Annotated in this window: 14 protein-coding genes and 1 tRNA gene; 11 read left to right on the forward strand and 4 right to left on the reverse strand. The window is 43.6% G+C overall.

Annotated elements, in window-relative coordinates; genetic code table 11:
• Positions 1–1133 (forward strand): DNA (cytosine-5-)-methyltransferase (gene dcm, locus NJ959_RS15945; protein WP_254012726.1); only part of this gene is annotated, 1133 nt, incomplete at its 5' end.
• 209 nt (positions 1134–1342) lie between these two features.
• Here dcm and NJ959_RS15950 read toward each other — a convergent pair.
• Positions 1343–1414 (reverse strand) — tRNA-Asn (locus NJ959_RS15950).
• Between the two features lie 161 nt (positions 1415–1575).
• Between NJ959_RS15950 and NJ959_RS15955 the strand changes: the two genes are divergently transcribed.
• The 10 genes from NJ959_RS15955 (at position 1576) to NJ959_RS16000 (ending at position 11278) form a co-directional block, all read left to right on the forward strand.
• Entirely contained in the window at positions 1576–2070 is a 495-nt protein-coding gene (locus NJ959_RS15955) for a hypothetical protein (RefSeq protein ID WP_254012727.1), read from the forward strand.
• 382 nt (positions 2071–2452) lie between these two features.
• Complete coding sequence (locus NJ959_RS15960) at positions 2453–2815, forward strand: slr0373 family blue light stress response protein (RefSeq protein WP_254012728.1); 363 nt, start codon at positions 2453–2455, stop codon at positions 2813–2815.
• A 100-nt stretch (positions 2816–2915) separates the two neighbouring features.
• Positions 2916–4427 carry a stress-responsive protein Ycf46 gene (ycf46, locus tag NJ959_RS15965; RefSeq protein WP_254012729.1) on the forward strand — a complete coding sequence of 504 codons (1512 nt, stop codon included), beginning with the start codon at positions 2916–2918 and terminating at the stop codon, positions 4425–4427.
• 148 nt (positions 4428–4575) lie between these two features.
• Complete coding sequence (locus NJ959_RS15970; RefSeq protein WP_254012730.1) at positions 4576–4929, forward strand: DUF1257 domain-containing protein; 354 nt, start codon at positions 4576–4578, stop codon at positions 4927–4929.
• Positions 4930–5427: 498 nt separating this feature from the next.
• Positions 5428–5886, forward strand: coding sequence for a hypothetical protein (locus NJ959_RS15975; RefSeq protein ID WP_254012731.1), 459 nt, complete (start codon positions 5428–5430; stop codon positions 5884–5886).
• Positions 5853–7259, forward strand: coding sequence for an NAD(P)/FAD-dependent oxidoreductase (locus tag NJ959_RS15980; protein WP_254012732.1), 1407 nt, complete (start codon positions 5853–5855; stop codon positions 7257–7259). The genes NJ959_RS15975 and NJ959_RS15980 overlap by 34 nt, the downstream gene beginning before the upstream one ends.
• Positions 7260–7606: 347 nt before the next feature.
• Positions 7607–8491 (forward strand): formyl transferase, encoded by an 885-nt coding sequence (locus NJ959_RS15985; RefSeq protein WP_254012733.1) that lies wholly within the window; start codon positions 7607–7609, stop codon positions 8489–8491.
• Positions 8482–9186: a glutamine amidotransferase-related protein gene (locus NJ959_RS15990; RefSeq protein WP_254012734.1), complete on the forward strand. Its 705-nt coding sequence runs from the start codon at positions 8482–8484 to the stop codon at positions 9184–9186. Before NJ959_RS15985 ends, NJ959_RS15990 begins: the two co-directional genes overlap by 10 nt.
• A 140-nt stretch (positions 9187–9326) precedes the next feature.
• Positions 9327–10268 carry a DMT family transporter gene (locus NJ959_RS15995; protein WP_254012735.1) on the forward strand — a complete coding sequence of 314 codons (942 nt, stop codon included), beginning with the start codon at positions 9327–9329 and terminating at the stop codon, positions 10266–10268.
• Between the two features lie 146 nt (positions 10269–10414).
• On the forward strand, positions 10415–11278 hold the full coding sequence (locus NJ959_RS16000) for a hypothetical protein (protein WP_254012736.1): 864 nt from the start codon (positions 10415–10417) through the stop codon (positions 11276–11278).
• 210 nt (positions 11279–11488) lie between these two features.
• On the opposite strand, the gene NJ959_RS16005 is transcribed toward NJ959_RS16000, so the two are convergent.
• The 3 genes from NJ959_RS16005 to NJ959_RS16015 form a co-directional block, all read right to left on the reverse strand.
• Positions 11489–12535 (reverse strand): PDDEXK nuclease domain-containing protein, encoded by a 1047-nt coding sequence (locus NJ959_RS16005; protein WP_254012737.1) that lies wholly within the window; start codon positions 12533–12535, stop codon positions 11489–11491.
• 16 nt (positions 12536–12551) lie between these two features.
• Positions 12552–13577 (reverse strand): bifunctional riboflavin kinase/FAD synthetase, encoded by a 1026-nt coding sequence (locus NJ959_RS16010; RefSeq protein WP_254012738.1) that lies wholly within the window; start codon positions 13575–13577, stop codon positions 12552–12554.
• A gap of 11 nt (positions 13578–13588) precedes the next feature.
• Positions 13589–13777, reverse strand: a 189-nt coding sequence (locus tag NJ959_RS16015; RefSeq protein ID WP_254012739.1) for a hypothetical protein, incomplete at its 5' end; no start/stop codon positions are given.

The raw sequence follows: 13777 nt of genomic DNA on the forward strand, positions 1-13777 counted from the left end.
AAATTGAACTAATACCTGACTTTGATTTTCTCCTAGCTGGCTTTCCCTGTCAGCCTTTTTCTTATGCGGGTAAACAGCAAGGATTTGGCGATACAAGAGGCACACTTTTTTGGGAAGTTGAGAGATTACTAAACAAATACAAACCTCAAGGTTTTCTTCTGGAAAATGTGCGCGGATTGACAACCCACGATGGTGGCAGAACATTCCAAACAATCGTCCACTCACTCCAAGATATTGGCTATGGTATTCATTATCTTTTACTAAATAGCAGTAACTTTGGCGTACCCCAAAATCGCGTTCGCATTTATATTCTGGGAGTGATTGGTAAAAAACCAATAATTACACTTAGATCCGATAGAGGCGCAACTGATTCCCATGCTTTTAAGCAACAGTTAGCTCAACTAAGTCTTTTTTCCAGCAATTATCCAATTGTGAGAGTAAAAGATATTTTATCAAATGAAGTTCCTGAAAAATATTACCCTTCAAGGGAATTTGAACAACAACTTTTTGAGGCTGTAGATGGGGATCTTACCAAGCTACATGGGGTTCGTCTGATTGACTTTCGTGGCGGGAATTCCCTTCATTCTTGGGATTTGGGTATTAAAGGAAAATGCAATAAAGATGAACGAGACTTTATGAATGCTTTAATTGCCAATAGAAGACATAAGGAATTTGGTGTACAACAAGATGGCAAAAGTTTAACTATTGCACAAATTAAGACTTTTTTTGATCGCGAGGATATTCAAGATATTATTCGAGCGCTCATTAGCAAAAAATATCTCAAAGAAGTAGATGGCAGATATAATCCTGTTAGTGGAAATATGTCTTTCGAGATTTTTAAATTTCTCGATCCTGAAAGTATTTCCATCACACTGACATCATCCGATCCCAACAAGTTGGGTATTGTCCATAATGGGCGAATTAGACGGATAACACCCCGTGAATGTGCGAGATTACAAGGCTTCCCAGAGTCTTATATTGTTCATCCAGATGATAGTGCCGCATATCAGCAATTTGGTAATGCAGTAAGTGTCCCTGTTGTTCAAGCTATTTTATCAGATTTTATCCGTAATAATAACTTGACAAAACAATTCTTTCTCCCTCAGAATAATCAAGATATCTTGGTGTCTTAGGGAAAACTGAGATAGATTAGCCTTGACTTTGGATAGGAATTGTCTATCCTTTGTACACTATACGAATATAGTCGCTGCGCGACTCACCTTATAAATACTGGAATGCGGACGTTTACTCTATTCTAAGTTGTAGAGCGCTGCACGATGTGCCATACAAAACTGAAGGGGAAAATCAGATTTCCATTTCCCCTTAACCTATACTCCAAAAACTCCCCAGGCCGGACTCGAACCAGCGACCAATCGGTTAACAGCCGACCGCTCTACCACTGAGCTACTGAGGAATGTGTAACTAACCTTGCTCACGATTAACTATCATAACAACCTTATCTGTATTTTGGCAACCCCCTTTGGAAATTTTCGTAAAAACACGGTTGGCAGATGGCTCAGAATCTTAGTATGAAGGATAAAGCGAGACTGTTCACCTTATTTTATCTCCTCTTCCATGCTCACCCATCACCGCTTACCCGTTTGTCTTTCGGTTATATCCACAGACTTGCCCGTTTGGTTCACTGTTCAAAACGACGCTACCCTTTATCACAAAGGTCAAAATCGGTTTCATCTACTCTTGAGGGAACCTGCTCTTCAGGGATGGGAGAATGAACCATTAACCACCGAAGCTCCGAAACCACTTCAAAGAGGGGAACACCGACTCCTCTGGTTGGAAATTTCACCCTACCGCGTCAATATGACTATGCAGGGAAACGAAAACTTAAGTTATCGTCACTTCTGGGAGCAAGGGGTGTTCGGGATGAGTCGCTATTGGCTGCAAGGAGACCATAATAAAGGTCATCAGTCATTACAACTGCGTAACTATACCAGGTTTCTCAAGCTAGAGGGTCGCTCTTTCCCGGAACGCCTGGAGCTTGATTATGAATTATGGTCAGATAAGGTGCAGCTTGGTCGCTACCTCCTGACGCTGCAAATCTATCAGTCATAGGACTTACACAGGAAAACTACTAATAAGCTGCTGCGCAGTTAAATTGTCTATTCTGAAAAAGAGTCGCATTGGCTCAAATCCTTCCCCACTCCCTACTCCAAAAAACCCACTCCCTGTCTTCATTATTCAATTTAGCTGCTTAACAGCTTAGTGGGGATGGTGCGTTACGCTGCGCTAACACACCCTACAGATAGATGCTTTGCCTAAATCCTGGGAGTAAGCTATACAAAATAAGGCTTTCAGCTTCCCAATCTCCTTTACTAGACTCTTGTTTGTAAAGAAATGTAACAATTATGCCGTTATACTGGGTTAGCATCTTGACAGGAAGAAAAAAGACCGATAATCTGAAATACATACCCGGGTAAAACGATTGAAAATTTATATGCAAGACAAGCAAAAGGTTACGTTGTATCTCCCGCCAGGACTTCACCGCCAGCTCAAAATTAGAGCCGCTGTTGAATTAGACTCAATGTCGGCAATGGTTGAGAGAGCAATCGTATTCTATATGCACCATCCGGAGGTAGTTGAGGAGGTAGAAGGCTCCCACGGGAATACTTATCAGGTATACAGTTGTCCTGAATGTACCAGCTCTGTAGTCATAAAAGATGGTGAAATGGTTTCCCTGAAACAGCAACCCGGTCTTTTAGATGATGAGCTATCCGTAGGAAAAGTGAGGGAAGAAGTAAATTCTTCTGCTAAAGCGAAAGCTAACTCAGAAGGAGAAGAACAGTTAGTTCCCTGCTAGTTTCCAAGGGATGGATGGATGTGTTGAAATGAAGAGCTGACTGTGTTGCTCTTTTGATGTTTGGACAGTGGTTATTCCGTTTCTAAATAGGTCGAGGGTCATGCAAGAAGAGCTAAGTATTCTGATTCAAGCTCAATATCCGCTAATTTACCTAGTCACTTCTGAGGAAGAAAGAGCAGAACAGGCAATAGCCGCGATCGCACAAACAAAAGCGAACCAGCGACGTGTTTTTCTGTGGACGGTGACTCATGGAATTATTGAATACGGTCAAGCCCGCCACATTACCCAGCACAACACGGTCTCTCCAGAAGCCGCTATTCAATGGGTTATTCAACAAAAAGAACCTGGTATATATATATTTAAAGATTTACATCCGTTTATTGATTCTCCTGCAACAACTCGGTGGTTACGAGATGCGATCGCAAGTTTCAAGGAGGCTCAGAAGGCAATCATTCTGATGTCGCCAGTCCAGCATGTCCCGATTGAACTGGAAAAGGAAGTAGTTGTTCTGGACTTTCTGTTACCAGATATGACGGAACTCAATCAGGTGTTATCTCATCAGTTGGAGCAAACTAAAACCCGTCGCACCACTACAGAAACCAGGGAGAAGTTGCTGAGGGCTGCTTTAGGATTGACAAAGGATGAAGCTGAGAAAGTCTATCGCAAAGCCCATGTAAAAGTGGGGCGTTTGACTGAAGCAGAAGTCGATATAGTCCTTTCTGAGAAAAAGCAACTTATTCGTCGAAACGGGATTTTAGAGTATATTGAAGAAGACGAAACAATTGATTCTATTGGCGGTTTAGAAGAGCTGAAGCGGTGGCTGAGACAGAGGTCTAATGCTTTTACTGAAAGAGCCAGAGAATATGGGTTACCCCAACCAAAAGGGATGTTAATTTTAGGAGTTCCCGGTTGTGGAAAATCACTGATTGCCAAAACCACATCTCGCCTCTGGGGTTTGCCCCTACTGCGCCTGGATATGGGGCGGGTATATGACGGTTCCATGGTAGGGCGCTCCGAAGCTAATTTGCGCAATGCCCTGAAAACCGCAGAATCGATTTCTCCAGCTATACTATTTATTGACGAACTCGATAAATCCTTTGCTGGGACTAGTGGTTCCGCTGACTCGGATGGGGGTACTTCAAGTCGGATCTTTGGTTCCTTTCTGACCTGGATGCAAGAAAAGACTTCTCCGGTATTCGTAATGGCAACAGCCAACCGAGTAGAACGTTTGCCTGGAGAGTTCCTCCGTAAAGGACGTTTTGATGAAATATTCTTCGTCGATTTACCGACACCCGAAGAACGTCAACAAATTTTTAACATTCACCTGAGTAAGCGGCGGCGTGAGATAGCCCGCTTTGATTTAGAACAGTTAGCGACAGTATCCGATGGTTTTTCTGGTGCGGAAATTGAGCAAGGCATAATCGCTGCAATGTACGAAGCATTTGCTCAAGACCGGGAATTTACCCAATTGGATATCATCGCTGCAATTAAATCAACCTTGCCGCTTTCCCGGACAATGACAGAGCAGGTAACAGCCCTGAGAGATTGGGCGAGACAGCGAGCTAGACCTGCCGCGTCCTCCGTTGCTGAATATCAGCGAATGGAGTTCTAACAAGCTTTCTCCTGCTCCCAACAGGAGTAAAGGCTAGCCTCACCAGAGCTAGCAGTTCGATCCAAGCCGTAGTTTGTAGACTCGGCTCATTGCCAAAGTAACACGTTACGTTGTCGTTTCTCTTCTATCTCTACTGGAGGAAATTCACATGTCTCACTTTAGCACTCTCCGCACCAAAATCACCGATGCCGAAATTCTGAAGAATTCCCTCCGTGACATTGGTATTTCGGTTAAGACTGATGCTGATGTCCGTGGTTATAACGGTCAGCGGGTTCGTTCTGATATCGTTGCTGTTCTCGAAGGCGAATACGATTTAGGCTGGTCTCGCAACAGCGATGGTTCTTTTGATTTGATTGCTGACCTTTGGGGCGTTGCTAAGAAGCACAACCAAACCGAGTTGATCAACTCGATCAATCAAAAGTATGCAGTCAACAAGACTTTGGCTGATGTTAAGCAACGTGGTTTGCAAAATGCCAATGTCAAATTGGTTCTGCAAAAGTAGTAGTCCATCTAGGCGTTCCCAAGCTTGCGGGTTGACCATTTTCGGGTTAGCCCGTTTTTTCTTTTGGGCTATAAACTTCAAGAGCTTCCCTGGGGGTGATTGTTACCGGACGATATTTCTTGGGAAATTTTGGAGTATCAACCTGTAGCCAACATCATCAGATTTGATCCAGCCTGTCAAGTAACAATTGCGTCTTCTGCTCAGTTGCCGCCGCTACTTTCTGCTCTTTCATTAGATTGAGAGATAAATGTCTCATACACTACTTTACGGAAACTTGTCAAGCGAGAAAACACGGCTTTAATTTTTATGTAGTTAGGAAAATATCCGTGTTTTCCTCATATTCATCAAAAGAGTAGTCAACTAGGGTAAGGAATGATTGGGGTATAAAAAGTTGGTGAATTATCACAACCACTGACGTAAAACCAAATCCCTGTCAACTTTCCAGCTTTATTTACAGGGGCTTGCAGCCCCATAAAGTACACCGACCAGAGGTTCAGTATGCGAATCTTGATTGCTTACCCAGTTGATGAAGATGTTCTGCTTGCAATCCTTAATGACAACGTTATCTATCGCCCTGACTTGCAAACCAAGGGAAGCCGTTTCGTAACAAAGGCATTGACTGAGCTTAGACCTGATGTTCTGATAGCTCAAGAATTGCCGGATGAGCAGGCTGTTCAAAGTTGGGTATCCGCAACGCCCAAGTCAGCACGGTTCATTGTGCAAAAAGGTAACATCCACCAGGATGGTGAGGCTCGACAGTCCTGGTTTGCAGGTGTTCCGGTTTTTACTACAGCACTGAATGATCGGATTCATCCCGATATCCAGCCACTGAGCGTGGCTGAACGTGTCCATACCGAACGACTTGTGTGGGGGGGGGATTATACACTAAGAGTGTCATTTCTGAAAGTCAAAAAGCATCTGTTGTGCTCGTCGGTGCGGGCATTGTCAATCTTATAACCGCCTATTATTTGACTGAAGCGGGTTACAGCATTACGATTTATGATGCCTCTCCCGATCCTAGGGAATCTCAACACTGGTCAAGATATGGCTGTACGCGCGGGGGCGGCGACGCGAGGATGTTTACCCTCACTGAAGCTGATAATTATAACGACAAAGACTTTACAGGGATCGCTCACTTCAACAATTTATTCGGTAGTAAAGTGTCGGAATCTGGATGGGTAATCTGCGATATAAATAATATCTCTATACCAGAACAGACATGGATACACGAGTACGAAGCAGTTCCCCCATGGTTGGCAAATGTATACAATGATGATATTTTGTCTTTCAATCATGAAAGCCATCCCTTGTGGGAAGACTTGATCGAGAACGCTTCCGAACTATTCCAAGGCGTTGAACTCCGAGAAGGCATTGTCCGTCTGTACTCAGACGAAGCACATTATAGACAAAGTATTGAACGCCATAGAAAAATACAGTCTTTGAGACGTGCCTTCATGCCCGAAGAGTTGACAGAAATATACCCCGCCTTAGCAGATGCTTGTGCCAACGGCGTAGTTGCTGGCGCAATGGAGGTGGTTGGTTTTACCCTGAATGTCCATAAATTCATCGCCAAGTTACTTGCGCGTTTGGAGAAAGTAGGTGTCCAATGTTTCTGGAATCAGAGCATTACAAAAATTATTCGGAATCACCATGGCGTTGTAATCGGCTTGGAGTCAAGCAATCATACGATTACCGCAGATAATTACGTCATCTCTCCCGGTGTATATGGTAGTGGATTCCTGAGAGGTACACAAACGGAGAACAAAATTCAGGGCGTGTTAGGTGGATGGATGCTTATTCCGAATCTAGCACCGAAGTTAGAGCATTCGTTAAAAATTGCTCGCAAGGGTCACATCACGGAAGATGCGAATGTCACCGTAGCCACAGATTCTAAAGGAGAAGAGATTTTGATCTTTGGCTCGGGCTACGGCTACACTGGTCTTGACCCCAGTAATATTCTTCCCGATGATCTCGAAGCGATGTACTGCGGCATAGAGGATTCAATTAAACGCTATTTCCCTGCTGCCTACGAGGCAGCAAAGCAAAGTGGATTGTTGGAGGCAAGCCGTCGATATTGCGTGCGTCCATGGACATCCACCAGTCTTGGGGTTTTTGAGGCTATTGAGTCCACCAGTGACGGCAAATTGATCGTTACTGGTGGACACAATACGGGGGGTTTTACGCAATCGCCAGCAATTGCCAAGGCGGTGCTGGCCGCACTCCGAGGGGAATTGCATCCCATGCATCATCTCTATCATCCGAACCGCTTTGCCTCCTTTTACTCTCAAGTTCCCCGGCGACAAATCATCGAAACTCCTGTGGCGCAATGATTATGGGGATGTTGGCTTATAGAAGCGTTGTGCTAGATTTTACAGAAGTAGCAGCAGTGGCTGCTAGGTGGAAGTGAGATGGTTTAAGCTGCGATGTATTTAATTTGATCGGAGGATCTAAGCAAGGATTGGGTTGCAGCAGCTAAATTATTCGATTTAGCTGCATATCAGCTTAATCGCCAAAAACTTTGTGATGCTATCGGGAGGACACGCTTCCTAATTCTTAGAAATGGACTCTAGACATGGAGTAACTTAAAATTTTTGTAACACAACCGCTTACTGAAACAGCGTAGGTGTAGATGAGAGGTAACTTGTGTGAACATTGACAGTACTGGAATATATCTATCGTGATTAGAAAAACTAAAAATAGCTATACCACTGTTAACACTTGTGGTGATCGCCTGCGTATATTGGCGCTATGTTCCGATGATCCACAACACCATTATCTGATATCAGAACTCGCGGCTCGATTTGACCTAGTAGGCGCTATTATAGAACCAGGTAAAGACCAGTACAAAAGGCTTTGGCAAAAGGCTAGATACACCGACTGGCTGTTTCGGTACTGGCATATTAATCGCCAAAAATTCACTGGTAGAAGCCGCTATCGGTGGGACTATTTCTCACCGCTTATACGCAATACTGGTCAGATAAACAACATATACGTTGATTGGATAGGCTCTCAAGAGACGGTCGAAGCCATCAGAGATTTCAAACCCGATCTCACGGTGGTGTGTGGCACCATGTACATCCCTAAACAAGTCATCCATGCAGCAGATTTCATGATCAATGTGCATGGGGGCTATCTTCCCGATTACCGAGGCAATCACTGCATCTTCTTCGCTTACTACAACGCAGACTACGCCAAGATTGCGGCAACGCTGCATGTGGTCTCGCCTCAACTGGATGGAGGCGAAATTATTGAAATTGTGAAACCACCAATATACCCACACGACAATGATGAGCATTTATATTGCCGTGGCTTACATTTGGCAATGCTCAGACTGTTCGATCTCATTGAAGGTTTTGAGGCTGGTCGTCGATCTATCCAGTGCTATCCCCAGATAGGCGAGGGAACGATGTATCGGCACAGCAGCCGTAAACCGCATCATGACTTTCTACTGTGGTTAAGAAAGTCTCTAGGGCTACAACAGGTGCCTCATATTCCAGTGCAAAACTTCGAGCGTTTCTCGCTCCCACAGCAGGTTGTAGAGGAGAGTTTGTCATGCGAATAGGGATACTAGAGACCGATCAAGTTTCCCATGATCTCATAGACGATTTTGGCAGCTATGCTGATATGGTGGAAGCATGGCTGCGTCAGGAGTGCCGAGAGTTTGCGTTTAGCCGTTATGACGTGGTGCAGCAGATTTATCCACAACACATTTCTGAGTGTGATGCCTACCTCATCACTGGCAGTAAAGCTAGCGCCTATGACCAGGCTCCCTGGTTATACACACTCTCTCAGTTTATCCGTAATCTCTACATACAATCCAAGAAAAAGTTGATTGGGATCTGTTTCGGTCATCAGCTAATCGCGCAGACACTTGGCGGAGTAGTACACAAATCGCCTAAAGGTTGGGGAGTTGGGTTGGCAAAAAGTGAGGTATATAAAACCAAACCTTGGATGATACCCATTGCCAATAGTTTCAAATTGTCGGTGATCCATCAAGACCAAGTGATTAAATTGCCTAAGAATGCGACGGCGATCGCGGGAAATTCTTTTTGCCCTTATAGTGTCGTCACATACGGTGAATCTGTCTTGACTTTTCAGGGACATCCAGAGCATCAAAAGACTTACACGCAGGCGTTAATGGTGCGCCGGAAAGATTTCATGGAAGAAGCCGTGTTCTCCGCTGGCTTGCGATCGCTGGATGATGACTCCGACGCTCAACTGGTCGCAAAATGGGTCGTCAATTTCCTTGAGGTCTGATAAATAGCAATCTTGGTGAGTGATTGTTACTTTACATCTTGTCTTGAATATTCCTCATTAAATGAATAAGAATGCTAATTGATAGTCCAGGGTTCAAGGCTACAGAGGAAGCATAAGACACAGCGGGATAATAAAGGATAATGAAACGAAAAATATCAAACGGGAGTAGGGGTATATTGGGTCAAGCACAACCTAACTATCTAGTGCCAATGGGTTATTTATTAGCGGTAGTTGCCACTATAATTTGGGCTGGCAACTTCATCATTGCTAGATCTTTTAATGAGGATATTTTACCAGTAGGTTTGGCTTTCTGGCGATGGACGATTGCTGTCATAACATTGACACCATTCGCTCTCCGCGTGACAGTTGAAGACTGGAAACTAGTCAAAAAACATCTCCCCTACTTGGCCGTATCTGCGTTGTCAGGTGTGACTGTTTTTAACACCTTGATTTACATTGCGGGTCACACAACACAGGCGATGAACCTATCCTTAATCGCCGCTTCTTCTCCGATTTTTATCGTACTCATGTCTCGTCTCTTTTATGGCGAAGTTATTTCTTTAACACGGGCTACGGGCATCATAGTTGTGGTGATTGGTGTCCTCTTGTTGATTACAGGAGGATCGTTAGAGAGGCTGTTAAGTATTTCCTTCGCTATTGGCGATTTGTATATGCTGTTGGCAGCGATAATCTTTGCTGGTTACACCATGCTGGTAAAGCGTAAGCCGCCCGCTATGCGTATGATAACTTTCAACTTATGCACTTTTAGTTTAGGGTTGTTGTTCTTAGCACCCTTCTATGGACTGGAATGTTGGATTTATCATCCTGTTGTCTTGAATCTTTCAATCATGCTTGCCTTACTCTACGTCGGGATTCTTTCCTCTGTGGTAGCTTTTCTAGCATGGAATAAGGCAATTATCATAATTGGTCCTTCCCGCACAGCCTTAATTTATTACCTGATTCCAGTCTTCAGCGGTATTGCTGCGTGGCTTATTATAGGTGAAGAAATTTCCTTAGTCCATATCTTTAGCATGTCAATCATCATCAGCGGCATTATTATTACTAACCGCACAACTTCATGATAGGTTAAACTCAGATATATTAGGATTTATCCTGATTTAACTCCTCATTTGTATCAACCGCGATCGCGTTTAATTATCTTGAAGACAGAGAGTGTGGTCTCGTTTTATCCTAACTTCAATACTTTCACGAAATATCAGCGATCGCAATGATTCAAACCATACCGAAATTCTCTGTCCATCCCGGATACTGCCCACAGGCTGAAGACACAACTGTAGAAACAGATTTACTGACATTTCACTTGCTCAGGAGACGAACTTGTAGTGAACGTTTGAGGATGGCAGCATCCCTCACCCAAAGCGCCCGTAAACTCTCATTATTTTCCCTACGGCAACAATTTTCTCATCTTTCCCCAACTCAATTCGCCCAAAAGATTGCTTTAGCGTGGTTGCAAGAATATTGCCCCTCTAATTACATTCCCACAGGAGAATTTACCATGTGGATTCAGGATTCGGTACAGCTAGCTGTCAAACTCCATCCCATTTTTGAGGGCTTAGGAATTTCCTATTACATCACTGGTGGGGTAGCTGCAATTTCTTATGGTGAACCCCGCACCACACAGGATTTAGATTTGGTAATGGCAATTTCTCCCCTTGATATCGATCGCCTTAACGATGCACTATGTCAAGCGGGTTTCTATGTTCCTGGTGTTGATGATGTAAAATCGGATCGGATAAAAATTATGCAAATTACGGATATAGAGAGTATTAGTCGTGCCGATCTAATTATAGCTGGAAGTGATGAGTTTGAGTTATTAAAATTTTCAAGACGACGGGCGATTGAGTTTGAAGATACGGCGCTATATTTTGCTTCCCCAGAAGATGTTATTTTAAATAAGTTGCGGTTGCGGCTGCAATCTGGTTCAGAAAAACAATGGCGTGATGTTTTGGGAATCCTCAAAGTCCAAGGTGAACTACTTGACTTTGATTATTTATGGCAGTGGGCTGAAATTTTTGGTTTGGCTAATGATTTAGATCGAGCCTTTACTGAAGCTGGTTTTTTTGGTTTCTAAATCAGACATTCAGGATATCATTAGCATCAATCCTTAATTTTGTCGTTTCCATAAACAGATCGAGTATTAAAATCATGAAATTTATAAAAATAATAGCATTATTATTAGCGATCGCTAATAATTGGATTGAGGAATCTATCTAATTATTTCCCATACCCCAACTCCTAAAATTTCCCCAAATCATCGCCCCTAACTTCCCACTTTCCCATTTTATCCTTCCTCCTCAATTTTCACATCTACCGCCTCTAACTCAGCCTCCAACTCCTCAACAGTCGGCAAACTTCCTTGTAACTCCTCCGGCAAAGCCTCCCGCAATTGATAAGTCGAAACCCCGATAGGCTTATTCATATCCCGTAAAGCATATTCCACAATCTTTTGCTTTTTATCCTTACATAAAATTATCCCAATAGTCGGCATATCATCCCGATGTCTGAGTAAATCATCCACAGCCGAAACGTAAAAACTCATCTTCCCCGAAAACTCCGGTTTAAAGGCTTCCACCTTCAAATCGATCGCCACAAAACAACGTAGACGCAAATGATAAAATAATAAATCAATATAAAAATCTTCCCCTTCCACCTCCAGATGATACTGGCTACCCACAAAAGCAAAACCTACCCCCAACTCAAGTAAAAAGTCGCGAATACGTTCTATTAAAGCCTTCTCTAATTCTCGCTCATGTGCTTCCTTTCCTAAACTGATAAAGTCAAAATTATAAGGATCTTTTAATAACTGTTGAGCTAGTTCAGATTGGGGGTTTGGCAGAGTACGAGAGAAATTAGTATCAGCTTTTCCTTGTCGCCGATATAGTCCACTTTCTATCTGATGGACTAATACATTTCGACTCCATCCTTCTTTGATAGTTTCTCTTGCATACCACAGACGTTCCTCTGATGCTTTCACCTTCTCTATTAAGGCAATATTGTGATACCAACTAATTAGTGCAAGCACCTCTTGCACTAATTGCAAATCTGGGTAAGCTTCCGCAAAACTCCTCATATACTTAAGATTACGAGATGAGAAACCCTTCATTTCAGGGAAAGCTTTGCGTAAATCAGTCGCTAAAAGATCGATAACTTTAGCACCCCATCCTTCCTGTTGTTGCCGATTTAAAATATCCTGTCCAATTTGCCAGTAAATTAGCACTAATTCCCGGTTAATAGAAAGTGCCGCTCGTACTTTAGCACTGCGGATGCGTTCTTTTAGTTCGCGCAGAAAATCATTATAATCTTCTGGAAGTGATAAACTATCCGCCATATTCTAACCCTATTCCTTATTGCCCATTACCAAAATAAACTCGTGCAGCAGCACAATCTGCCTGAATTTGGCTTTTGAGGGCATCCAGAGAAGGAAATTTGGCTTCTGAGCGCAAAAACTTCTCTATACTCACTATTAATGTTTGCCCATATAAATCACCAGTCCAATCTAACAGATGAATCTCGACTGTCAGACTAGTGCCATTTACAGTAGGGCGCATTCCAATATTCATCACACCAAACTGCTCAGATGCCAGGGATGAGAGTGAGGAAGTACTGACTCTGACACAGTATACACCATGTCGGGGCAAAAACTTGTCTGGGGGTAGTTGAAGGTTTGCAGTGGGAAATCCAATTGTCCTGCCCATCTGCTGTCCTTTGATTACAACCCCTGTGAGGGAGTAGGATCTTCCTAGGAGTCGGTTTGCCTTATCAATATCCCCTGTTTCGAGAGATTCGCGAATCAAAGAACTACTAATACGTTCTCCCTCATAAGTGAAGAGCGGTACAATGGTAACATCAACCCCGAATGAAGACGCGATCGCACGCAAATCGTTTGAAGTTCCCAACCGTTGATTGCCAAAGCGAAAATCTGCCCCCACACTAACATGGGTAGCTTTTAGCTGTTGTATCAATATCTTTTCGACAAATTGCTCCGGAGTTAAGGAAGCAAGTTCCCGATCGAATGGCAATAGCACCAATTGTTCCACACCCAAGACACTAAGCCGTTTGACTTTTTCTGCCCTTGGTGTCAGGAGTTTCCACGCTTCACCCGAAAAAAATTCGCGGGGGTGAGGATAAAAGGTTGCCATTGTAGCATAAACATGGTCATTCGCTGCACCATTTCGGATTGGCAACGTTTCCTTGAAGTTCGATTCGTCTAAATTGTCTAGTCCTTTTTGCTCTTCTAGGGCAGTTGAAGCTCTAGATTCCTGCAAAATTGGTTGAATAACCTGTTCGTGCCCTCGGTGAATGCCGTCAAAATTTCCTAGGGCAACAGTAGTTGGTGTCAAAGCCGTGGTTGGAGAAGATGTAATCCACACGCTTCACATTTTTACATATTTGGACTTCCGGCGCAATTGGCTAAATCTTTGGGAATGGGAAATGGGAGAGTTTTGGAGAGCGTTGCGGGACGAAGTCCGTTTAAACTCCCCCTTGTCCCCGGTGTGGGGTGTGGGGTGTGGGGGAGGAGAGTTTTGAGTTTTGAGTTAAAACTCCCTTGTCCCCCTTGTCCCCCTTGTCC

Source organism: Limnofasciculus baicalensis BBK-W-15, from assembly GCF_024178385.1.
In the GTDB taxonomy this organism is placed as follows: Bacteria; Cyanobacteriota; Cyanobacteriia; order Cyanobacteriales; family Coleofasciculaceae; genus Limnofasciculus; species Limnofasciculus baicalensis.